The organism is Lysobacter sp. TY2-98 (assembly GCF_003367355.1).
Taxonomy (GTDB): Bacteria; Pseudomonadota; Gammaproteobacteria; order Xanthomonadales; family Xanthomonadaceae; genus Cognatilysobacter.
Genome location: NZ_CP031413.1, coordinates 2,701,364 through 2,723,388, shown reverse-complemented (window position 1 = coordinate 2,723,388; position 22,025 = coordinate 2,701,364). Strand labels below are relative to the sequence as shown.

Annotated in this window: 18 protein-coding genes; 5 read left to right on the top strand and 13 right to left on the bottom strand. The window is 68.5% G+C overall.

Annotated features, from left to right (window positions below):
• Window positions 1-296 precede the first annotated feature (296 nt).
• A complete protein-coding gene (locus tag DWG18_RS13255) occupies window positions 297-2,195 on the bottom strand; it encodes a potassium transporter Kup (RefSeq protein WP_240318533.1) in 1,899 nt (632 codons plus the stop codon).
• Window positions 2,196-2,359: 164 nt separating this feature from the next.
• Between DWG18_RS13255 and DWG18_RS13250 the strand changes: the two genes are divergently transcribed.
• Window positions 2,360-3,790 (top strand): ATP-binding protein, encoded by a 1,431-nt coding sequence (locus DWG18_RS13250; protein ID WP_162823848.1) that lies wholly within the window; start codon window positions 2,360-2,362, stop codon window positions 3,788-3,790.
• On the top strand, window positions 3,787-4,485 hold the full coding sequence (locus DWG18_RS13245) for a response regulator (protein WP_115647629.1): 699 nt from the start codon (window positions 3,787-3,789) through the stop codon (window positions 4,483-4,485). Before DWG18_RS13250 ends, DWG18_RS13245 begins: the two co-directional genes overlap by 4 nt.
• Window positions 4,486-4,543: 58 nt before the next feature.
• On the opposite strand, the gene DWG18_RS13240 is transcribed toward DWG18_RS13245, so the two are convergent.
• The 3 genes from DWG18_RS13240 to DWG18_RS13230 form a co-directional block, all read right to left on the bottom strand.
• Window positions 4,544-5,080, bottom strand: coding sequence for a hemerythrin domain-containing protein (locus DWG18_RS13240; protein WP_115647628.1), 537 nt, complete (start codon window positions 5,078-5,080; stop codon window positions 4,544-4,546).
• Window positions 5,081-5,145: 65 nt separating this feature from the next.
• Complete coding sequence (locus tag DWG18_RS13235; protein ID WP_162823847.1) at window positions 5,146-6,939, bottom strand: S9 family peptidase; 1,794 nt, start codon at window positions 6,937-6,939, stop codon at window positions 5,146-5,148.
• A gap of 241 nt (window positions 6,940-7,180) precedes the next feature.
• Window positions 7,181-7,381 carry a hypothetical protein gene (locus DWG18_RS13230; RefSeq protein WP_115647626.1) on the bottom strand — a complete coding sequence of 67 codons (201 nt, stop codon included), beginning with the start codon at window positions 7,379-7,381 and terminating at the stop codon, window positions 7,181-7,183.
• Window positions 7,382-7,770: 389 nt separating this feature from the next.
• On the opposite strand from DWG18_RS13230, the gene DWG18_RS13225 reads away from it, so the two are divergent.
• On the top strand, window positions 7,771-8,424 hold the full coding sequence (locus DWG18_RS13225; protein ID WP_115647625.1) for a DUF4142 domain-containing protein: 654 nt from the start codon (window positions 7,771-7,773) through the stop codon (window positions 8,422-8,424).
• 343 nt (window positions 8,425-8,767) lie between these two features.
• Here DWG18_RS13225 and DWG18_RS13215 read toward each other — a convergent pair whose 3' ends face one another.
• From DWG18_RS13215 to glyQ, 6 genes are all read right to left on the bottom strand, one after another.
• Entirely contained in the window at window positions 8,768-8,986 is a 219-nt protein-coding gene (locus DWG18_RS13215; protein WP_115647623.1) for a hypothetical protein, read from the bottom strand.
• A gap of 64 nt (window positions 8,987-9,050) precedes the next feature.
• Window positions 9,051-13,187 (bottom strand): translocation/assembly module TamB domain-containing protein, encoded by a 4,137-nt coding sequence (locus DWG18_RS13210; RefSeq protein ID WP_115647622.1) that lies wholly within the window; start codon window positions 13,185-13,187, stop codon window positions 9,051-9,053.
• Window positions 13,184-14,974, bottom strand: a complete 1,791-nt coding sequence (locus tag DWG18_RS13205; RefSeq protein ID WP_115647621.1) for an autotransporter assembly complex family protein — start codon at window positions 14,972-14,974, stop codon at window positions 13,184-13,186. The genes DWG18_RS13210 and DWG18_RS13205 overlap by 4 nt, the downstream gene beginning before the upstream one ends.
• A gap of 100 nt (window positions 14,975-15,074) precedes the next feature.
• Window positions 15,075-17,165 carry a glycine--tRNA ligase subunit beta gene (gene glyS / locus DWG18_RS13200; protein WP_115647620.1) on the bottom strand — a complete coding sequence of 697 codons (2,091 nt, stop codon included), beginning with the start codon at window positions 17,163-17,165 and terminating at the stop codon, window positions 15,075-15,077.
• Window positions 17,162-17,812, bottom strand: coding sequence for a glutathione S-transferase family protein (locus DWG18_RS13195; RefSeq protein WP_115647619.1), 651 nt, complete (start codon window positions 17,810-17,812; stop codon window positions 17,162-17,164). The genes glyS and DWG18_RS13195 overlap by 4 nt, the downstream gene beginning before the upstream one ends.
• Window positions 17,809-18,729, bottom strand: coding sequence for a glycine--tRNA ligase subunit alpha (glyQ, locus tag DWG18_RS13190; RefSeq protein ID WP_115647618.1), 921 nt, complete (start codon window positions 18,727-18,729; stop codon window positions 17,809-17,811). The genes DWG18_RS13195 and glyQ overlap by 4 nt, the downstream gene beginning before the upstream one ends.
• A 108-nt stretch (window positions 18,730-18,837) precedes the next feature.
• Between glyQ and DWG18_RS13185 the strand changes: the two genes are divergently transcribed.
• Both DWG18_RS13185 and DWG18_RS13180 read left to right on the top strand, forming a co-directional pair.
• On the top strand, window positions 18,838-19,662 hold the full coding sequence (locus tag DWG18_RS13185; RefSeq protein ID WP_115647617.1) for a glutamine amidotransferase: 825 nt from the start codon (window positions 18,838-18,840) through the stop codon (window positions 19,660-19,662).
• Window positions 19,659-20,579 carry a DUF2189 domain-containing protein gene (locus DWG18_RS13180; protein ID WP_115647616.1) on the top strand — a complete coding sequence of 307 codons (921 nt, stop codon included), beginning with the start codon at window positions 19,659-19,661 and terminating at the stop codon, window positions 20,577-20,579. Before DWG18_RS13185 ends, DWG18_RS13180 begins: the two co-directional genes overlap by 4 nt.
• Window positions 20,580-20,581: 2 nt before the next feature.
• Here the strand turns inward: DWG18_RS13180 and tatC are convergent, their stop codons facing one another.
• The 3 genes from tatC to tatA are packed head-to-tail and all read right to left on the bottom strand — an operon-like array spanning window position 20,582 to window position 21,977.
• Complete coding sequence (gene tatC, locus DWG18_RS13175) at window positions 20,582-21,322, bottom strand: twin-arginine translocase subunit TatC (RefSeq protein WP_115647615.1); 741 nt, start codon at window positions 21,320-21,322, stop codon at window positions 20,582-20,584.
• Window positions 21,309-21,728, bottom strand: coding sequence for a Sec-independent protein translocase protein TatB (gene tatB / locus DWG18_RS13170; protein ID WP_115647614.1), 420 nt, complete (start codon window positions 21,726-21,728; stop codon window positions 21,309-21,311). Before tatB ends, tatC begins: the two co-directional genes overlap by 14 nt.
• An 18-nt stretch (window positions 21,729-21,746) precedes the next feature.
• Window positions 21,747-21,977, bottom strand: a complete 231-nt coding sequence (tatA, locus tag DWG18_RS13165; RefSeq protein ID WP_115647613.1) for a twin-arginine translocase TatA/TatE family subunit — start codon at window positions 21,975-21,977, stop codon at window positions 21,747-21,749.
• Between the last annotated feature and the right edge of the window lie 48 nt (window positions 21,978-22,025).

The window sequence follows — 22,025 nt, the reverse complement described above, 5'->3', positions numbered from 1 at the left end:
TCAACAGCCAGCACCAATCGTAAAGACCCCGAAGGGGCGGCCGACAGGACGTCGGCCGTCGCCACCCGAGGCAGGATGCCGAGTGTGGCGATCCCGAGAGTGCTGCCCGATCGCGAGCTGTAGATCCGTCGAGGAAGGTGCTTTCTTTTGGTTATCTTTTCTTTGCACCAGCAAAGAAAAGTAACTCGGGCGCGCCAGCGCACGAAACGCTCCTGCTCACATGGTGACGCGACCAGCATCACCAGCGGGAGCGATCCGCACACCCCTCGGAAACACTCGACGCTACGCGCACACCCTCAGATCTCCACCGGCGCCCCCATCTCCACCAGCCGATTGCCCGGAATGCGGAAGAAATTGCTCGCCGCCGTCGCGTTGCGATGCATGAAGGCGAAGATGACGTCGCGCCAGATCGGCATGCCGCGGTGGCGCGCAGCGACGACGGTTTCGCGGCTCGCGAAATAGGTCGTCTCCATCGGGTCGAAGCAGATGTCACCGTAGTCGACCGCACGCATCAGCGCGAGCGGCACATCCGGTGTCTCCATGAAACCGAAATGCAACGTCGCGCGATAGAAGCTGTCGCCGATCGGCTTGATCACCAGTCGCTGCGTCGGCGGCACGACTGGAAGCGGCCGCGTCTGCACATTGAGCAGCACGTTGCGCTCGTGCAGCACGCGGTTGTGCTTGAGGTTGTGCAGCAAGGCCTTCGGCACGACGCCCGGCTGCGAGGTGAGGAACACGGCCGTGCCGGGAACGCGCAGCGGCGGCGCCAGCATGAGCTGCGGCACGAACTCGTCGATGGCGATGCCGTCCTTCAGGACTTCCGCCTGCAGCAGCTGGCGCCCGCGGCGCCAGGTGCGGAGTACTGCGAACACCAGTACGCCGAGCAGCAACGGGAACCATGCACCGTCGAAGAACTTGGCGAGGTTGGCGCCGAGGAAGGCGACGTCGACACCGACGAACAGCGCGACCAGTGGCCAGTAGATCGCCCTCGGCAGCAGCGCGTGGTGGCGCGTGGTGACGATCAGCAACACGGTGGTGATCAGCATCGTGCCGGTTACGGACACGCCGTACGCGGTGGCGAGCGCGGTCGAACTGCCGAAGCCGACGACCGTCGCGATCGTGCCGAGCATCAGCAGCCAGTTGATCGTCGGCACATAGATCTGGCCGAACGCGTCGCGCGAGGTCTGGCGGATGGTCATGCGCGGCAGGTAGCCGAGCAGTACCGCCTGACGCGCCGCCGAATACGCACCACTGATCACCGCCTGCGACGCGATGACCGTCGCGAGCGTCGACAGACCAATCATCGGATACAGCGCCCAGGTCGGTACGCCGAGGTAGAACGGATTGTCGACCGCGCCCGGCTGCGCGAGCACCAGCGCGCCTTGGCCGAGATAGTTCAACGCCAGCGCGGGCAGCACGATGTACAGCCACGCACGCTGGATGGGGCGACGACCGAAATGGCCCATGTCGGCATACAAAGCTTCGCCGCCGGTCACCGCGAGCACGACTGCGCCGAGGATGAAGAAGCCGTGCGGCCCGTGCGTCGCGAAGAAGCGCAGCGCCCACACCGGGTTCAATGCGGCCAGCACCTGTGGATGCAGCAGGATCCCGCGAATGCCGATCGCCGCCAGCGCGACGAACCACAGCAGGATAATCGGCCCGAACGCGCGGCCGACCACGTCGGTGCCGAAGCGCTGCGCGGCGAACAGCACGACCAGCACCAGCACCGTCAGCGGAAGCACCCAGTGCGCCAGCGCGGGCGCCGCGACTTCAAGGCCCTCGACTGCCGACAGCACCGAGATCGCCGGCGTCAGCACACCGTCGCCGAAGAACAGAGCGGCGCCGAACACGCCGAGCACGCCGACGATGTAGATGCCGCGGGCACCCTTTAGCGTGCGTTCGGCCAGCGCCGACAAGGCCATGATCCCGCCCTCGCCCTCGTTGTCGGCGCGCATGATCACGCCGACGTATTTGGCGGTGATCACCACCATCAGCGCCCACACGATGAGCGAGAGCACGCCGAGCATCGTCGGTGCGTCGGGCGTGAGTCCGTAGTGCGGCAGGAACGCTTCCTTGAGCGTATACAGCGGACTGGTGCCGATGTCGCCGAAGACCACGCCCAGCGCAGCGAGCACCAGCGTGGCGGGACGCGCCTGCGGCGCGTGCGACGAAGCGTTGACGGGTTCCAGGCGCACGACGGCGCTCCACGGTGGATCGGGTGCGCAGTCTCGATCCGCGCTGCGTAAAGTCGGAAGACACCGCGCGCCGTTGCCGCGTAAATTCCCCATAAATTCGCCAGTCGACGCGACATGTCGCGCGCGCAGCGGCGACAATGCCTGCGTTGCCGAGACCGACGGACGTGAACGCGCCTCCCCTCGCCCGACCGTACCGCCCCGTCGCCGCGTATGCGCTCGCTGTCGCGGGCAGCGTCGCCGCGGTGGCGTTGGCGCAGCTGCTGCAGCGCTGGCTGGGCGTCAACGACCTGTCACTGGTGTTCATGCTCGCCGTGTTCGCGGTCGCCGCGCGCACGCATGCGGGCCCGGCCGCGCTGACCGCGCTGCTGTGCTTCCTCGCCTACAACTTCTTCTTCATCGAGCCGCGCTACACGTTGTACATCGGCGCGCGCCACGGTGTCGCCACGGTGCTCGCCTTCCTCGCCGCGGCATTGCTTGCCGGCCGGCTCGCGTCGCGTCTGGCGGAGCAGGTCGAAGCGCTCGGCGAAGCACAGCGCCACGGCGCGGCGCGGCAGGCGCTGGGCCAGCAGCTCGCGATCGCCGCCGACGAAGACGCCGTGGTCCGCGCCGCGCACGACGCCTTCCATGATGCGCTGGAAGCCGACGTGTGGATCCGTCTCGACGACACGGCGCGCCACATCCTGCGCGGCACGCGCGCCGAGACGGTGGAGGACCAGGGCTGGTGGTTCCTGCCGTTGCGCGCGCCCGATCGCGTGCTGGGCGTGCTCGGTCTCAAGCTGCCCGAAGGCCTGCCCGTGCTCGCGCCGCGCGAACGCGACGTCGCGCGCGCCATGGCCGACGATGTCACGCAGGCGCTGTTGCGCACGCGGCTGGTCGCCGAAGTCGAAGCGCAGCGCGTCGCCGCGGAAACCGAACGCCTGCGCAGCGGACTGCTCGCCTCGGTCTCGCACGATCTACGCACGCCGCTGGCATCGATCATCGGCGCGGCCGACAGCCTCGACGCGTGGGGTGACGCCATGCCCCCGGCCGATCGCAGCGCACTGCTCGCGACCGTACGCGAAGAGGGCGAGCGCCTGGATCGCTACATCCAGAACCTGCTCGACATGACGCGGCTCGGCCATGGCCTCGAGCCCGTGCGCGACTGGTTCGGGCTGGACGAACTCGTCGGTGCGGCGATCGCGCGCGTGCAGCGTCATCGCCCCGCCGCGCATGTCGACGTCCACGTCGCGCCCGCGCTTGCACCGGCGCTGGTCCAGGGCGCGCTGATCGAGCAGGCGCTGCACAACGTGATCGACAACGCACTGAAATTCGCCGGTGACGATCAGCCCGTCGAGATCGACATCCGTCAGCGGGATGCTCACTTCGTGATCGATGTGTGCGACCACGGCCCGGGCATTCCGGACGACCAGCGCGAGCGCGTGTTCGGCATGTTCCATCGCGTCGAACGTGGCGATCGTGGCCCGTCCGGCACCGGGCTCGGCCTCGCGATCACCCGCGCGATCGTGCGCGCACACGCTGGCGACATCGTCATCGACCGCGCGCCCGGTGGCGGTACGTGCGTACGCATCACCCTGCCGATGGAGCCGCCCGCATGACCGACACCGTGCCTGCGCGCGTGCTGGTCATCGACGACGAGCCGCAGATCCGTCGCTTCCTCGACATTTCGCTGCGTTCGCAGGGCTATGCGGTGCTCGACGCGGCCACCGCGGGCGACGGACTCGCGCGCCTCGCCACCGAAGGCGCGGACCTCGTCATCCTCGATCTGGGCCTGCCCGACCGCGACGGCATCGATGCTCTGCGCGAACTGCGCCAGTGGTCGAGCGTGCCGGTCGTGGTGCTGACTGCGCGCGCCGATGAAGACGAGAAGGTGCGCGTGCTCGACGCCGGCGCGAACGACTACGTCACCAAGCCATTCGGCATCCGCGAACTGATGGCGCGCCTGCGTGCATTGCGCCGCACGCAGGCAACGGCCGACGGCGAGCCCCCCATCTACGACGACGGCGCGCTGCGCATCGATCCGCTGCGACGCGAAGTAACGCTGCACGGCGCACCGGTGTCGCTCACGCGCAAGGAGTACGCCCTGCTGGTGCTGCTGGTGCGCCATGCCGGCCGCGTGGTGACGCAGCCGCAGTTGCTGCGCGAGGTGTGGGGGCCGACGCACCAGGACGACACCCACTACCTGCGCATCCTAGTCGGCAAGCTGCGCCAGAAGCTGGGCGACGATGCCACGCATCCGCGCTGGATCGCCACCGAACCCGGCGTCGGCCTGCGATTTCTCGGACGCGGTTGAGCGCCCGAAACGACAACGCCCGCCAAAAGGCGGGCGCTGTTCGCACGATCGGAGATGCTTACTGCAGCGAAGCGCGCGGCGGCGACTGCTCGGAGCCGACCTGGCCCTGCTGCTTCTTCATCAGTTCGATCTGATCCGCACCCATCTCGAGCAGTTCCTTCTTGCGCTGCGCCATCTGCGTACCGAGTTCGTCGAGCTGTTCGCGCGTCAGCACCTGGCGGGCGGTCTTGAACATCTCGTCTTCCTCTTCCTTGGCGTGGTGCTCAACCAGTTCCTTCAGCACCTTGGCGCGGCCGCTGAACTTGTCGCTCGTGACGTCGGTCGCCAACAGGTCGGGAAGTACCAGCTCGCCCGCCGCGCGGTGTTCTTCCAGTGCCTCGAACACGGTGGCTTCATCCTTCCCTTCGCCCACGGCGTCCTTGAACGCCGGATAGAAGATTTCCTCTTCGATCTGCGTATGCACATCGAGCTCGAGGCGGATCTTTTCGAGCAGTTCGGTGCGCGTCTTTTCCGCACGCTTGGTGGTGTCGGCCAGCTGCGACAGCAGCCCGCGCACCTTCTCGTGGTCAGCCTTCAGCAATTCGATCGCATTCATGCAAGTACCCGTTCGGTGGGGAAAAGGAGGAGCGAAACGATGCCAGCGGCAACGTGAGAGCGGCGTCAGACGTTCGCCCGTATCCAGTTCACCACGCGGTCGTGATAGTCGACGCGATGTGAGGGATTGCCGCTGCCGGACAGCGAATGCGTGCCGGCGGGATACAGCACCATCATGCAATTGCGGTGGCCGGCGCGAATCATGTTCGCGAACATCTCTTCGCATTGGCCCGCGGGGCACCGCTGATCGTCCCGGCCGTTGAGGAACAGCGTCGCGGTGTCGACACTCGCCGCATATTCGACGGGCGAGAGCCGCCGGTAGCGGTCGTCCGACTCGTAGAGGTCGGCGCCCATCGCATACGGCGTGACGTAGTAGCCGGTGTCGGACGTGCCTCCATGCGACTTGAGATTCGCGACCGGCGCGCTGACGACCGCGGCCTTGAACATGTCGCTTCGCGCCGCCGACCACGCGGACAGATAGCCGCCATAGGACTTGCCATAGCAGCCGATGGATTTGGTGATGACCTCGTCCTTCTGCAGGTGATCGAGAACGGCTTCCACCTGCGGCAGGTCGTACTCGCCCCAGTGACCGATCAGCCGGCGCGCGAACTCGCCGCCGTAGCCGCCGGAGCCCACCGGGTTCGGCGCGATGACGGCGTAGCCGTGCGCGATCAGCGGGTACCAGTACACGTGGCTGGCGAAATCGAGCAGCGCAATGCTCTGCGGGCCGCCGTGGAAGTCGACCAGCGCGGGAAACGGTCCGTCGCCCTTGGGCGGCAATAGCAACCATGCGTCGATGGTTTCCGTACCGCCCTTGGCGTTGGGCACCTGAAAGCGACGGCGCTTGACGCGCGGCCGCACGCGCGCGCTGAACCACGTGCGGTTGAAGGCTGTCAGCCGTCGCTCGTTCGCGCCGTCCCAGTCGACGCGATACACCTCGTCGAGCCGCCGCACCGAGGCCGCGACGAACACCAGCGCATCGCCGCTGGCGGCGAGTGCCGTGACATGGCGCAGTCCGCGCGCGACGTAGCGCACTTCGCCGGACGCCACGTGCAGCACCGCGATTTCGAACAGGCCGCCATGCGACGCGACGGTGGCGATGCGCTCGCCGTCGGAATGCCAAAGCAGCGTCGCGCCTTCGAGTTGCAGGTCGTCGCCCTTCGGGCATTCGCAGCGGCCGGACGCGATGTCGTGCACGTAGAGCTGCACGATGGAATCGCCCTCGATGCGGCCTGCGGCGAAGGCGATGCGGCGTCCGTCCGGCGAAAAGCGGATGCCGGTGACCGAATAGAGGTCAGTGGTGATGCGATGCGCATGCTGGCCGTTCGCATCGGCCAGCCAGAGATCCGACGGGTGCCGCTGAAGGCCGTCGCGCTTGCGCGAGAACGCCAGGCGGGTACCGTCGGGCGACCACGCCGCGTCCGAAACGTCGAAGTCGCCGTCGACCAACGGCGTGATCTCGCCGCTGGCGACGTCGATCGACACCAGGCGCGTACGCGCGCCGACCTTGGGGCCGGAGCCGTCCATCTTGTACGGCAGATAGCGCACGACCAGCGGCCGCTGCTTCGCCTCGGGATCGTCGCGTTCGTCTTCCTTCCACTGCACGGTCTGCAGCGCGAGAACGCGCGTGCCGTCGGGCGACCACGCGAGCAGGCTGGAGATCGGATCATGGGTATCCGTGACCGGGCGCGCTTCGCCGCCGTCGAATCGGATGAGTTGCACCTGCGGACCTTTCTCCGGGTCGCGCTCACTGATGAAGGCCGCGCGCTCTCCATCGGCCGCCACCAGCATGGCGCGCGCATTGAAATCGGGGGAGGTCAGCCGGCGCGCACCGCGTCCGGCATCAGGGCATGTGTCCATCAACCAGGCGGTGGAGCGATAGCCGCCGCTCCGCCGTGCGCGCGACATCACGACAACGGCGCGCCTGTGCTGTGGCGAGGCGTCCAGATCCTGCAGGTGGCGATGCCGGTAGATATCGTCCGGTGTAACGGGCTGCATGGAAGGTGTGGGGCTTTCGAAGGCGGATAAAAAAGAAAGCGCCCGGGGACGGCCAGGGCGCTTTCCGACAGCGACGGTCTAGGAGTGACCGTCGGCATCACCCTCAGCGATCGCGGTTCTGCTGCGAGCTACCTTCGCGACGCTGCTCGTTCTGCTGACCCTGACCCTGGCGCTGCTCGTTGTTGTTCTGCTGGCCCTGGCCTTGGCGCTGCTCGTTGTTCTGCTGGCCCTGACCTTCGCGACGCTGGTCGTTCTGGTTGCTCTGGCCCTCGCGGCGCTGGTCATTCTGGTTGTTCTGGCTCATCCATCTTCTCCTGTGGGGTTTGTTGGGCAGTCGAGACCACCCGATGCAGCATGTGCGCGCCGCCCTCGACGCATTGCGTGTTCGTCGTCCGTTCTTGCGTGCACCCAGTTGAACGCAGCCGCGGTTAGCGCGTCGTGCACTTCGGGTCTTCGTCGTGTCAAATCGAAACCGTGCACTGAAGAGTTAATCGACACGCCTGCGGCGTCATCGCAAGCGGGTGAGCCACACCGATGCGACGTCCACCAGCAGAACGCGCGCGCGTGTTCTTCATTGCGTGCACGCGTTGTCGCGGCGCCGCGTTGCCTTCACGAAGCGTCACGATGAACAGGGGTAGCGTCGCGGCGGCCGCATACACGCCACGTCGCACCATCCACTGCTGGAGACGCCCCATGAACACGAAGACCCCCCTTGCACTCGCCGCCGCCGCGCTGGTGTTGTTCGCCACGAGCGCCTGCAATCGCAATGCCGACACGTCGGGTGGCACCGACAACACACCGGCACCGGCCGCTGAAACGCCGGCCACGCCCGCACCCGCCACCACGCCGCCTGCGGACACCACGACGCCGCCGCCGGCGGCAACGCCGACGCAGCCGGAAGCGCTCGCGCTGCTCAACGTCGTCAACGATCACGAGGTCAAGACGGCCGAGCAGGCCAAGAGCAAGCACGTGACCGGTGACGTGCTCGCATTCGCCAACCTGATGCAGACCGAGCACGGCAAGAACATGGCTGATACGAAGGCGCTGCTCGACAAGAACGGCGGCGCGCCCGCCGACACGCCGGCGATCACCGAGATGAAGAGCAAGGGCGATGCGGAAACGCAGCAGCTCGCCGCGCTCGAGGGCGACGCGTACGCGAAGGCTTATATCGATGCGATGGTCAACGGCCACCAGGACGCACTGACCAAGCTGGACACGATGCTGATCCCTGCGGCCACCGACGACGCGGTCAAGAAGCACCTGCAGATGACGCGCGATCACGTGCAGCAGCATCTGGACAAGGCGAAGGCCATCCAGACAAAGCTCGGCGGCGGCACCGCCACGTAAGCACCACGCGCCGCATGCAACGACCCGCGCTCATCCGCGGGTCGTTGCGTTTGAGGACAACGATTCATGTCGCGGAAGCCGATGAACGCGGCTGCGTCACATCGACTTACGCCTCGCACCGGACGCTGGCGCTTCCCACGCTGCAGGACGACAGGTCATGCCCGAGCCGACACACCCGCTGCCCGCGCAGCCCGCACCGCCCCCGAGAAAGCCGCCGTCTGCGCCGTCGGCGGCGGATCGCGAAGAAGGGCAGCGCCTGCGCAACGCCGCCGGTCACGACGCGGAGAGTGGTCGCAACAGCGCGCGTAGCGCGGACGAGACGCGCCAGTCGACGGACTGATCGTCAGCTGATGCCGAACTTGCGCAGCGGCGGGTAGGGCTGCGTTTCGGCTCGCGGGACCAGCGACGGATCGCGCCGTGCATCGTGCGCATGCCCATCAGTCGGCGGCGTCAGCACCGCACCCTGGCCGGGCTGGTCGTGTCGATCGTCCGGCTTGCGCAGTTCGCCGCGCTCGAAGCGCACTTCCTCGTATCCGGGTTCATCGCCGTGAAGCTTGCTCATGGCCGTGCTCCGCTATGAGGGAAGGGCTGACCGTAGCGCGCGCGCCGCTGCCGTCGCGTGAGCGTCACTTTTCCTTGCGGTAGTTCAGCGACGCCCGGCTCTCGACCGTGCTGGACTCGACCGTGAAGTCGACGCCGCGACGGATCAGGTACTTCAGCGTCAGCACCTGGCCCGCACCGAACAGCGAAACGCCGTACCCCACGTAGAGCCGCGGCGACAGGTACTTGCCGATGCCGAGCACGCTGCCGCCCAACGCGCGGCTTTCGCTGACGCCGGCATCGTCGAGGCCGAGTCGCGCACCGAGTTGCGAAGCGAGCAACCCGCCACCCGCCGTCAGCGCCGCGCTCGCCGCGGTGATCTGCTGGCCCTGTTCGCCGCCGAGCGACGGCAGCGGCCGACCGAGCGCGAGATACGACAGCGCTTCGGACTGCGTATCGCCTTCGCTCGACCACACATTGGCGCGCGGCCGCGATGCCCGGCCGCTGACGTCGATGCCCGCGGTGACGCCCCCGACATCGCGCTCGGCGCGGATGTCGAGGATGGGATCGCCGATCTCGCCGCCCTGCCACGTCAGGTGGCCGCGCGTGACGTCGAGCTTCTGCCCGTAGGCGACATAACGACCGGCCACGTCCATCTGCCCACGCGCGGTCGTATTGCGGCCCGGCGCGCTGTGCACCTGCACGCTGCCGGCGAGCGTGCCATCGAGACCGAAACCTTTCAGGCGCACGTCGTCGCCGGCGACGAGCTTGAGATCGAGCGCCACCGGCGTCTGCACCTCGGCCTTCGCGTCGATGGGGTCCAACACGACGACATCGGATGACGTCTTCACGGGCCCGTCGAGGCGCTCGAGCATCAGCAGCGCCGACGGCACCACCACCGTGCCGGTGACGGTGATCGGCTGGCCCGACCCGCTGCGCACCACCACGTCGGGATTCACGACCGCCCGCAACTCGCGCGTGTTCGCGACTTCGACGTTCGTGCCGCGCAGGTTGAGTTGCAGTGGCGCACCCGCGTCGCGCCAGCCGAGTCGACCATCGATGTTCAACACGCCATCGCCCGAACGCACATGGCCGTCGATGCGCGCACTGCCATCCGGCAACGCAGCCAGCGTCGCTTCGCCTTGGGTGAGGTTGACGCCGAGCGCCGGCATCTCGGTGGTGAAACCCGTCAGGCGCGCCTGACCACCGAGCAACGGCGCCGTGCGCGTGCCGCCGAGCGTGATGCGACCCGTCAATCGACCGCGCGGATCCACGATGTCGGGAGAGAACAACTCCATCCACGTGAGCTCGTCGGTATCGACGCTGACATCGCCGGACAGCGGCGCATACGCCGCCCAGCCCATGGCCACGCGGCCCTGCACGCGGCCGTGGTCGAACAGACCGGAGTTCATCTCGACCTGCAGGCGCTGTGGATCGAACCCGACGCGCGCGTCAAGCGCGCGCCAGCGCACGACCTCGTAGTCGTGTCTCGCATCGAGGCGGAAACCGCCTTCCGGTGAAGTGACGTGTGCGGTGCCGCGCCATGAACCACCGGCCGGCCGCACCTGCGCCTGCGCGTCGATGTTCCCGCGCAGCGGCCACGGGGTGCCGTCGGCCCGCGCCGGCAGGTAACCCGCGACCAGCGTCAGCGGCAGCGCGCGCGCGGTGATGTCGGCACCGCGACGCGGCCAGTCGGCATTGCCGCAGAGTTCGCCGCCGGCGGACGAGCGCAGGCAGGCGGCATCGACCGCAATGCGACCATCGCCGAAGCGCACGTTCGCCGCCCGCGTGAGTTGCCAGGCGGCGCCGCGCGTGGGCGTGAGTTGCAGCGTCGCGATGTTGGCCGCCCACACCGCGCCGGTGCGACGCAGGGCCCCGTTGACAGCCGCGCCACCGAAGTCGCCGTGCGCGGTCGCGCGCAGTTGCAGCGCTTCCACCGCGCCGCGCGCGTCGGCATCCAGTGCGTCCAGCGGCAGGCCCAGCTGCAACCCGTTGCCATGCACGACGAGCGCACCCGGCGCGCCGCCCGCATGCCAGGGCAGGCGACCCTTGGCCGTCAGCGTCGCCGCGCGGTAATCGGCGAAGGCGACATCGCGACCATCGAGATCCGCGGTGACATCGGGTGCAGTGCGCGGGCCGGTGACGCGCAACGTGCCGCGGACGACGCCGCGCGCATCCGGCAGCAGGTCGGCGAGTTGCACCGGCGACAGCGTGGCGTCGACGTCGAGGCGATCGGCGATGCGACCGCGCGCATCGAGTCGACTGCTGCCCGCCGTGAGCTGCACCTCGCCGTCCACGTCGCCACCGCGCAGGTGCGCCGTGCCGTGACCGGCGAGCGCGCGGCCGCGCAGCGTACCGCCGATGCGCGGCACGTCGAACGTGGCGTCGAGCACGCCGATACGACCGGGCGCGCCGGCCTCGCGACGTCCGCTCGTGCGCAGCGTCGCGTCGACCGCGCCGGGCCAACCGGTGACGAGGAATGCCGGGTCGAAACGTTGCAGCTGCGCAGTCGCATTCCAGCGCGCGAGCGGCGCGAATCCGGCCTCGCCCTGCGCGAGCAGGCGGCCGCCGTCGACATTGAGCGCGACCACACCGCGATACAGGCCGTCCTCGAGCGTGACGTGCGCGCTGCCGCCCATGCGTCGCCCGCGCAGTCGCCCACCGAGCCGCGGCACGTCGACGATCGCGTGCAGCGCGCCGCCATCGTCGCGCCGACCGGTCGTGGCCAGCGTGCCGTGCAGTGCGCCGCTCCAGCCCGGCGCGAAGTAACCGGGATCGAAGCCGGCAAGGTTGGCGTGCAGGTTCCAGTCGAGCAACGGACGCGCGGAGATGCGCCCGTTCGCGTCCAGCGTCCCGGTGGGCATGCGCGCTTCGAGGCGTTGCACGGTGAGCTCGCCGCGCCGGCCCGTACCCGCCAGGGCGAGGTGCGCCTGGTGCCCGCGTCGCAGCAGCGCGCTGTCGCCGTTCACCGTCCAAGCCGCCTGCGTGCCGGCGATCGCCAGATCGGCGTCGGTGACGACCTGCGCATCGCCGTCGCCCCAGCGGAGACCGCGCGCCGAGACGGTGTAGTCGACGCGCGCGTTGTGACGCTCGCCGAAATCGCCACGTCCACGCACGGTGACGCGGCCGCCGAGCAGTTCGACATCGAGCGGCGCGAATGCAAGCACCTGCTGTTCGAGGTGCACGGTCGACGGATGCACGACGACTCGGCGGTCGCCCTGCACGAACGCGCCCTGCAGCGTGCCGTCGCCACCGACGCCGCGCGCCTCGAGGTCGATGTCGGCCTTGACCTGCGCATCCGTCGCCGTGGCGGTCAGCGCAGCGAGATCGATTCCATGGGCGTTCGCATTCAACTGCCAACGCGGACGGTCGGCGCCGCGCAATGTCAGCGTCGCACGCACCGCGCCCGGTGCGGCGCCCGCGACGGCGACGTTCATCGCGTCCAGGTCGCCGCGCGCCACGAACCCCAGCCTCAACGGTCCGCGTGAGTTCTTCACCGGCACCAGTGCCGTGGCGACGAGATCGGTGCGGTAGTGATCGATGGGCGCGTAGATGCCGTTGATCGCGAACCGGCCGCGATCGCTGTCGATGTCGACGCGCGACGCCACGAGTTTTCCGGTCGAGGCGTCGAGTCCACCGCGCACGCGCCGGATGTCGATGACCGGCGCGACCTGGCGCGTGACGCGCAGGCCGTCGATGCGGATGTCATCTGCTTGCAGCGCGAGCGGCACGGTGATCTGCGGCAGCGACTGCGGCCAGCGCGGCAGTTCGAACGGTGTGTCGCTGGGCGGGAGATCGAGCGTCGCGCGCTCGACCTGCATCGCGTCGAGACGCAGACGTCGCCCGAGCAACGGACGCAGCGCCGGATCGATGGTGACGCGCTGCGCGGCGAACGCGAGCTTCTTCCAGTGGAAACGCACGTCGTGCAGCGTCATCGGGCCGGAGGCCGGCCCTTCCGCGCTTTTCCATTCCAGCGATGCATCGGCCGGCAGCCGCGCCTTGATCTGCGCGAGCAACAGGTCGCGGCCCGCGATCGTCGTCAGCAGCCAGTACGCGAACGCAACGATTGCAACGAGCAGCACACCACTGCCGACCGCGCTGCGGATGCCGAGCGTGCGCAGGCGTGAGCGACGCTTCGCACGGAGTTCGCGGATGCGCGCTTCGCGCTCTTCCGGCGTCGGTTCGCGCGGACCCGGGGGCGGGGCGTCGGGCAGCGGACTCACAACTCGGCTCCGAGGCTGAGGTAGATCTGCACCGGCGAGTCGGGCGAGTTCAGGCCGTGCGCGATGTCGATGCGCACCGGACCGACCGGTGACTTCCAGCGCACGCCGAAGCCGACGCCGGTATGCAGGTCAGGCTTGTCGTCGAACGCGCTGCCGGTGTCCACGAACGCGGCCGCGCCCCAGCTGTCGTTGAAGTAGTGCTCGTACTCCGCGCTCGCGGTGATCACCTTCTCCGCGCCCACCGCGAAACGCTGACCGGGCGCACCAACGCGCGGACCGACTTCGCGCCAGCCGTAGCCGCGGATGCTGCGTTCGCCGCCTGCGTGGAAGCGCAGGCTCGGCGGCAGGATTTCCGTGGGCGCGTCGCTCCACGTATGGCCGACTTCGCCACGCGCGATGAAACGGCTGCGCGGGCCGAGGCCGCGATACCAGTTGATCGTCGCGTGCGCCTGCACGAACAGCACGCCGCTCACGCCCTCCGCGCTGCCGCGGCCGCCCCGAACGAACGCCGTCGCGCCGTACCCGCGACTCGGCATCAGGCGGTCGTCGACATCCACATAGGTCGCGTCGAGTTGAGGGTAGAAGAACGTCGCGTAGCGGTAGTCGGGTGTTGTCGACGGATCGCCGTCATCTTCCGCCGCATAGGCCCAGCGTTCGCGTAGCACGTGCAGCCCGGCGACGGCGTCGAGGCGGCGGTTGATGCGACCGCTTCGGCTAGCGACGAATTCGCCGCGACGGTTGTCGATGAAATCAGTCTGCTCGTCCGCACCCTGTGCCGCGAGCGTGTACCAGCCGTCCACCCACGCGAACGCGGGAATGCGGTACTGCAAGGTGACCGTCTTGCGACGCTGCGCGTAGTCGAGGTCGATATTCGCCTTGTGGCCACGCCGGTTGAGCCAGCGCCGATCCATGCCGAGTCGCGCGCCCGCACCGCTGTCGGAGCCGTAGCTCAGGCCGACGGTGTAGACCGTGCGCTTAGCTGGGGTCAGCGTGACGTCGATCGGCACGTTGCGATCGACCGCCTTCTCCGGATGCACGGCGATGTCGATGCCGGAGAAATAGTCGAGCCGTTGCAGCGACTCGCGCAGGCGTTCGACGCGCGCCTGCTGGTACGGCGTGCCCACGTCCCAGCGCACCATCTTGTGCAGCAGCGAATCGTCGATGATGGAGTTCGGCGTCTGCACGAACGTCACGCCACCGAGCCCGTAGCGGTTGCCGCTCGCCCACTGCAGGTCGATCACCGCGTCCTGCGTCGCGCGCGTGACTTCGACGCGATGCGCGGTGAGGTCGGCATCGAAATAGCCGCGTTCGGCCAGCGTGCGCGAAATGCGCGACTTGCTGGCTTCGTAGATCGTGTGATCGAGTGGCTCGCCACTGCCCGGGTGGAAGGCGTCGACCTGCTTCTTCACTGCTTCATCGGTCGCCGCTGCGCCCGCGACATGGACAGCGGCGCGGCCGACCACCACCTGCGGGCCGAGTTCAACGTCGATGCGCACGGTCTCGCCTTCGCGCGTGACCCTCACCGTCGGCGAGTAGTAACCGAACGGCTCGAGCGCGCCGCGCGTCTCGGGTTCGACCTGTTCGAGCAGGTAGTCGAGCCGGCGCTCGCCGATGTCGGAGCCGGTCTCGTCATTGATCGACAACGACTCCACGACGTTCGTCGTCATCACCTCGTCGAGCCCGTGCACATCGACGCGCGCGATGCGCGCCGCCCACGCCGGGAACGCCGCGCCGAACGCGAACAGAAGGACGAGGGCGGCGCATCGTGCGCGCGGGCGGGTCGGCATCGGGTCAGGATAGCGACGGCGGCGTTAAAGCGACCGTGACGGCGCGGCGTCGTGACATGCCAATGGCGCCGCCGTCCATGGGGACGACGGCACCTGCGACTCAGATCGAGAGGTACTCGATCGCGGCGACGCTGCCGAGGCGGTCGGCGAGGCGCTGCAGCAGGGCGAGGCGATTGCGGCGCACGGCCATGTCGTCGACGTTGACCATCACCTTGTCGAAGAACGTGTCGACCGCGGGACGCAAGCGCGCCAGGCGTGCGAGCGTGCCGGCGTAGTCGCGTGCGTCGAGCAGCGGATCCGTGTCGGCGATGGCCGCGTCGACGGCGGCTGCGAGTTCACGCTCGGCGTCTTCGGTGTACAGCGACGCATCGAGCGTCGTGCCAACCTCGCCTTCGGCCTTGCGCAGGATGTTGCGGATCCGCTTGTTCGCGGCGGCCAGCGCTTCGGCTTCCGGCAGTTTCACGAAGTCGCCGATCGCGTTGAGGCGCGCGTCGAAGTCCGGCAGCGATTCGTGCACCGCATTGAGCACGGCGTCGAACTGCTGCGGGGTGACGCCGCGGTCGGCGTAGTAACCGCGCAGGCGGTCGTAGATGAAGTTGGTGATGTCGTAGGCGCTGAGATCCGGCGCCTGCGTCGGCTGCAGCGCGACGGCCCGTTCGACGAGTTCGTGCAGCACGAGATCGTGCCCACCTTCGAGCAACGTGCGCGCCAGACCCAGCGCGTTGCGACGCAGCGCGAACGGATCCTTGTTGCCGGTCGGGCGAAGACCGGCCGCGAAACCGCCCGCAAGCGTGTCGAGACGTTCGGCGATCGCGAGTACCTGGCCCAACGTCGACGGCGCCATCGCATCGCCGGCGAAGCGCGGCATGTAGATTTCGTCGAGCGATTGCGCAAGTTCATAGCGCGCGGTGTCGCCAAGGCCGTCGAGCACCTCGTCGCGCAGCGCGTAGTAACGCCCGGCGATGCCCTGCAGTTCCGGGAACTCGCCGACCATGCGTGACTGCAGGTCGTTCTTCGACAACTCCGCCGCGCGGCGCGCGAGCGTCGGATCGACGTCCACCTGCTCCGCGATCGATTCGGCCAGCGCGGCGATGCGCGCGGCCTTGTCGGCGATCGAACCGAGCTTGGCCTGGTACATCACGCCCGACAGGCCATCGCCCATCGCGACGAGGCCCTGCTTCAGATCCTCGTCAAAGAAGAACTTCGCATCGGCGAAGCGCGGACGGATCACGCGCTCGTAGCCCTTGCGGACTTCAGCTTCGTCCTTCGATTCAATGTTGGCGATGCCGACGAAGTGCTCGCTGAGGCGATCGCTGCCATCGAGCACCGGGAAGAACTTCTGGTTCGCCTCCATCGTGGCGATCAGCGCTTCCTGCGGTACCTCGAGGAATTCGCGCTCGAAGCTGCACAGTACGGCCTTCGGCCATTCGACCAGGCCGTTCACCTCTTCGAGGATGCCGGGCTCGATGCGCGCGACGCCGTCGACCGACTTCGCCGCGCGCTCGACTTCGCCGCGGATCCGGCCGCGGCGCTCGTCGGGATCGACAAGCACCTTGGCCACGCGCAGCGATTCGACGTAGTCCGACGGATCGGTGAACCACACCGGCTTGTCGTACATGAAGCGATGGCCGCGGCTCATGCGGTCGCCCTTCACGCCGAGCAGTTCGACATCGACGATGTCGGTGCCGAACAGCACGACGAGCCAGTGCACGGGGCGCGCGAAGCCGAACTCGTTCGCGCCCCAGCGCATCGGCTTCGGGATCGGCATACCGGCGACGGCTTCGGCGAGGATCTCGCCGAGCAGCGACGCGGTCGGCGCACCTGGCTTCACCGCGCGATGCACGAAGCGCTCGCCCTTGCTGTCGGTGGTGCGCTCGAGCTGCGTCCACTCGACGCCGGCCTTCTGCGCGAACCCTTCCAGCGCGCGCGTCGGCGCGCCGTTCGCATCGAGCGCCACGTTGAGGTACGGCCCCAGCACTTCCGACTTCTGTTCCGGCTGCGTCGTCGCCACCTTCGGCAGCGCGACGGCGAGGCGGCGCGGCGTGTAGAGCGGCTTCGTGCCGGACGTGTCGACCTCGACGCCCCGCTTCCGCAGGCCGTTGACGACGCCGTCGAAGAACGCCTGCGCGAGGCCGGGCAGCGCCTTGACCGGCAACTCTTCGGTGCCGAGTTCGATCAGCAGCGGCTTCATGCGGAGACTTCCTTGGCGCCCTTGGGCTGCGGAACGAAGAACGGAACGAAATGCTGGGCGAATACATCGAGCGCTTCGCAGCGATCAACGTGTGCCTTGAGTGCGGGCCACCGCGTGAGATCGACCGGCGCGGCGTTGGAGCCGTGCGTGACGTACGTCCCGACGGTGATGTCGGCGAGCGTCATCGTCCCGCCGACGAGCCACTGGCCCGCACGCGCGGCGCAGGCGGCATCGAGTGCGTCGTACGTGCCTTCGATCTGCTTGAGGCTGCGATCGAGCAGCGCCTGCGAGCGCGCTTCGGGCGCATGGAAGACGCGCTCGAGCACGATGCCGACCGCGCGATCGGCCGCACCGCTCGCCAGGCCGATCAGGCGCATCGCCTCGCGACGATCCTTGCCACCTGCAGGCAGCAACGGCTCGCCCTGCGTTTCGTGCTCGATCCAGTCGAGGATCGACGAGGACTCCATCAGCACCTCGCCGTCGTCGAGCACCAGCACCGGCACGCGACCGAGCGGCGAGTACTCGCGGATCCTGTCGAAATCCGCGCCCACTGACCACGGGCGGTGCTCGAACGCGATGCCGCGCAGTGCGAGCGCGATGGCGACGCGCCGCGTGAACGGCGAGTCGTACATGCCGATCAGGATCATGCCGTGGCCTCCGTGCGCTTCAGGCCGGGGAAGCCGAGCTTCTCGCGCTGCGCGAAGTAGGCCTGCGCAACGCCCTGTGCCAGCTTGCGCACGCGCAGGATGTAGCGCTGGCGCTCGGTGACGCTGATCGCGCGGCGCGCGTCGAGCATGTTGAAGCTGTGCGACGCCTTGCAGACCTGCTCGTACGCGGGCAGCGGCAGGCCGAGGTCGATGAGCTTGAGCGCCTCGGCCTCGCAGGCGTCGAAGCGATGGAACAGTTCGGCGACGTCGGCGTACTCGAAGTTGTACGCGCTCTGCTCCACCTCGTTCTGGTGGTAGACGTCGCGATAGGTGATCGGCGTGCCGTCCGGGCCGGTCGTCCACACCAGGTCGAACACGTTGTCGACGTTCTGCAGGTACATGCACAGGCGTTCGAGACCGTAGGTGATCTCCCCGAGCACCGGGCGGCATTCGAGGCCGCCGGCCTGCTGGAAGTAGGTGAACTGCGTGACTTCCATGCCGTTGAGCCAGACCTCCCAGCCCAGGCCCCAGGCGCCGAGGGTCGGCGATTCCCAGTTGTCCTCGACCAGGCGCAGGTCGTGCACCTGCGGGTCGACGCCCAAGGCTTTGAGCGAATCGAAATAGAGCTCGACGATGTTCGGCGGCGACGGCTTCATCACCACCTGGTACTGGTAGTAGCGCTGCAGGCGGTTCGGGTTCTCGCCGTAGCGGCCGTCGGTGGGGCGGCGGCAGGGCTGGACGTAGGCCGCGTTCCACGGCTCCGGGCCGAGCGCGCGCAGGAACGTCGCGGGATGGAAGGTGCCGGCGCCGACCTCGAGGTCGAGCGGCTGGATGAGCACGCAGCCCTGCGCGCCCCAGAAGGCGTTCAGACGCTGGATGAGTTCCTGGAACGTGGGGGCCGTCATGCTGCGTTCCATGCCTGTCGCGCGGAAAGCGGGCTAGTATAGCGACGCGCTTTTCGACCCTTTTTCCTTGCGTCCGCACAGGCCGCAAGCGTCGACTCCCCCTACCTGATCGTGCCGTCCATGGCGCAGCCTCCGCGCATCGAAATCCCCGGTTCCGGCCACCCCGACCGGTCGTCCCGTCCTGCAGCCGACGCGGCTGCGTCGCCCGACACCTGGTCGGCGCCCTTCCTGATCGTCGAAACCGGCCAACCGGTCGCGTCGATGCGTCGCCATGGCGGATTTCCGCACTGGATCCGCACCGCCGCCGGCCTGCCGCGCGACGCCGCGGTGGTGGTCGACGTCGAACGTGGCGAAGCACTGCCGTCGCGCGACGGCTTCGCCGGCGTGATCATCACCGGGTCGGGCGCGATGGTCACCGAGCGCCGCGACTGGAGCGAGCGCACGGCGCAGTGGCTGGGCGATGCCGCGCAGGCCGGCCTTCCGCTGTTCGGCATCTGCTACGGCCACCAGCTCATCGCGCATGCGCTGGGCGGGGAGGTGGGCTGGCATCCGGAAGGCCGCGAGATGGGCACGGTCGAGATCGAGCGCCTCGCACCGTCGAACGACGACCCGCTGTTCGCGCGCCTGCCCGAGCGCTTCGCCGCGCAGGCAACGCACCTGCAGTCCGTGCTGAAGCTGCCCGAGGGCGCGACGTTGCTCGCCAAGTCCGATCACGATCCGATCCATGCGTATCGCTGGAAGGAACATGTCTGGGGCGTGCAGTTCCATCCCGAGTTCAGCACGACGCACATGCGCGGCTACGTACGTGCGCGTCGCGAGGCGCTGCACGGCGAAGGCCGTTGCGCCGTGTCGACCGAACGCGGCGTCAGCGCGACGCCGCATTCGCGTCGCGTGCTGCGTCGCTTCGTGCACGTCGCCCGTTCGCGTGCGGAGGGCCGCGCATGAACGTGCGCAAGGTCCCGGTGGCGCAGGGCGTCGAATGGATGAAGCAGGCGGTCAACATCGGCCGCCGCAACCCGCGCGCGGTGTTCGGCGCGGCGGTGCTGTTCCTGTGCACGCTGTATTTCGCGTCGGTGCTGGCGGTGTTGCCCGTCGCCTCGCGCCTGCAGGGTCGCAGCGAATTGTCGTTCGGCGAGTCGGTGGCGGTGGGTATTCCGCTGTTCGTCGTGCTCACGCTGGTGATGCCGGTGCTGCTCGCCGGGCTGATCCACGTGATGCACGAAGCCGAACACGGCCGGCCGACGCGCGCGCGCGACCTGTTCGCGGCGTTCGGCCACGGCCGTGCACGTCCGCTGATGACGCTCGGGCTCGTGCAGATCGTGTTCAACCTCGGCTGCGTCGGGCTGGTGGTGCTGCTGACCGGGCCGGATTACTGGGCGGAAAGCATGAAGGCGCTGCAGGGCGCGCTGAGCGGGCACGTGGTCGTGCCGCCGGAGCCGGATCATCCGGTCCTGCTGTTTCTCGTCAACATGCTGCAGTTCGTCTTCAACTACTTCAGCGCCGCACTCATGCTGCTGTGCGTGCCGCTGATCGCGTTGTCGAACGTCGGCATCGTCGAGAGCCTGCGGCTGGGGTTGCGTGCGTCGGTGGTCAACCTCGGCGCCAACCTCGTCGCGTCGGTGGTGTTCCTCGCCGCATTCCTGGTCGCCGCCGTGGTGGTGACGCTGGCGACCGCGGTGGTCGGCGGCATCGCCGCGCTCATCCATCCGGTGCTGGGCGTGGCCGTCGCACTCGGCGTATGGGCGGTGTTCGCGGTGACGGTGCTGGTCGTGCTGGTCGCGGCGAGCTACTACGCCTGGCGGGACATGTTCGACGTGCCGGTCGCGCCGTCGACCGACGCGCGCATGCAGATCGAGGCCTAGCCTCAGCGTCGACCGGTCACCAGCGAGGCCGCGACGATGCCGGCCTCGTACAGCAGGCACATCGGCACCGCGAGCATCAGCTGCGAGACCACGTCCGGCGGGGTGATCACCGCCGCGATCGCGAAGATGCCGACGATCGCGTAGCCGCGCCATTCGCGCAGCTGCGCCGGCTTCACCCAGCCGAGCAGAACGAGGATCACCAGCGCGACCGGCAGCTCGAAGCTCACGCCGAACGCGAGGAAGATCACCGACACGAAGTCGAGGTACTTGCCGATGTCGGGCGTCTGCGCGACGACGTCGGGCGTGAAGCGCGCGAGGAAACCGAACGCCGCCGGCAGCACGATGAAGTAGGCGAATGCGCAGCCGGCGTAGAACAGCGTCACCGCCGACACCAGCAGGGGCAGGGCGATGCGCTTCTCACGCTTGTACAGGCCCGGTGCGACGAACGCCCACGCCTGGTACAGCAGCCACGGCGCGGCAATGAAGATCGACGCCATGAAGGCGAGCTTCATCGGCACGAAGAAACCGCCCGCGGGTTCGGTCGCGACCAGATGGCCGGAATCCGGCAGCGTCTTGAGCAATGGCTGCGCGAGCAGCGTGTAGAGCTTGCCGGCGAACGGCATCAGGGCGAGGAACGCGACGATCACGCCGACCGCACCGCGCAGCAGGCGCGCGCGCAGTTCGATCAGGTGATCGAGCAGGCGCGGCGTGTCGGGCGGCAGGTGCGCGTCAGCGCTGCTCATTCGGTTCGGGCGGCGTGGGGGAATCGGTCGACGGCGCGGTCATCGCGGCTTCGGCATCGGCCAGCTGCGCCTCGAGCGATGACGCGGCATCGGCATCGGCATCGGCGGTCGCCTGCGGCTCCGGCGCGCCCGGCACCCGCGTCATGCGTGCTTCGACGTCAGCCAGCTGGGCGCGCAGCGAGTCCTGTGCTTCGCGCATCTCGTCACGCGCGCGCAGGATGCTGCGACGCATCTCCTCGTCTGCGAGTTCGGTCTCGAGTTCGTTCTTCACCGCCTGCCACTGCGCACGCGCGCGGCGGATCCACATGCCGGCCAGGCGCGCCGCCTTCGGCAGGCGCTCCGGCCCGAGCACGATCAGCGCGACGAGCGCGGTGAGCAGCAGCTCCGAGAAGCCGACGTCGAACATGGCGCGCCGCGCGGGCGCTTAGCGACGGTCGCGATCGGTGTCGCTGGTGTCGCGGCTGCGCGAATCGACGTCGTCGTTGCGGCGCTCGTCGCGCAGGCGCTGCGCGTCTTCGTCGCCCTGCAGGCCCTGACGGAAGCCGCGCACCGCATCGCCGAGATCCTTGCCGGCCGTCTTGAGGCGGCTCGTCCCGAAGATCAGCACGACGATGACGAGCAAAACAATGAGGTGGCCCGCACTCAACCCAAACATGACGACTTCCTCCCGTTGAGCCGAAGCGCTCGAACGATGCGTGCTTTC

Bases quoted from the DNA above. Each gene is read 5' to 3' on its own strand.
- DWG18_RS13240 (WP_115647628.1), bottom strand. From the start codon at position 5,080: ATGAATGCGATCGAATTGCTGAAGGCTGACCACGAGAAGGTGCGCGGG.
- DWG18_RS13185 (WP_115647617.1), top strand. From the start codon at position 18,838: ATGGCGCAGCCTCCGCGCATCGAAATCCCCGGTTCCGGCCACCCCGAC.
- DWG18_RS13180 (WP_115647616.1), top strand. From the start codon at position 19,659: ATGAACGTGCGCAAGGTCCCGGTGGCGCAGGGCGTCGAATGGATGAAG.
- DWG18_RS13235 (WP_162823847.1), bottom strand. From the start codon at position 6,939: ATGGACACATGCCCTGATGCCGGACGCGGTGCGCGCCGGCTGACCTCC.
- DWG18_RS13195 (WP_115647619.1), bottom strand. From the start codon at position 17,812: ATGATCCTGATCGGCATGTACGACTCGCCGTTCACGCGGCGCGTCGCC.
- DWG18_RS13215 (WP_115647623.1), bottom strand. From the start codon at position 8,986: ATGAGCAAGCTTCACGGCGATGAACCCGGATACGAGGAAGTGCGCTTC.
- glyQ (WP_115647618.1), bottom strand. From the start codon at position 18,729: ATGGAACGCAGCATGACGGCCCCCACGTTCCAGGAACTCATCCAGCGT.
- DWG18_RS13205 (WP_115647621.1), bottom strand. From the start codon at position 14,974: ATGCCGACCCGCCCGCGCGCACGATGCGCCGCCCTCGTCCTTCTGTTC.
- tatC (WP_115647615.1), bottom strand. From the start codon at position 21,322: ATGAGCAGCGCTGACGCGCACCTGCCGCCCGACACGCCGCGCCTGCTC.
- DWG18_RS13245 (WP_115647629.1), top strand. From the start codon at position 3,787: ATGACCGACACCGTGCCTGCGCGCGTGCTGGTCATCGACGACGAGCCG.
- tatB (WP_115647614.1), bottom strand. From the start codon at position 21,728: ATGTTCGACGTCGGCTTCTCGGAGCTGCTGCTCACCGCGCTCGTCGCG.
- DWG18_RS13230 (WP_115647626.1), bottom strand. From the start codon at position 7,381: ATGAGCCAGAACAACCAGAATGACCAGCGCCGCGAGGGCCAGAGCAAC.
- tatA (WP_115647613.1), bottom strand. From the start codon at position 21,977: ATGTTTGGGTTGAGTGCGGGCCACCTCATTGTTTTGCTCGTCATCGTC.
- DWG18_RS13225 (WP_115647625.1), top strand. From the start codon at position 7,771: ATGAACACGAAGACCCCCCTTGCACTCGCCGCCGCCGCGCTGGTGTTG.
- glyS (WP_115647620.1), bottom strand. From the start codon at position 17,165: ATGAAGCCGCTGCTGATCGAACTCGGCACCGAAGAGTTGCCGGTCAAG.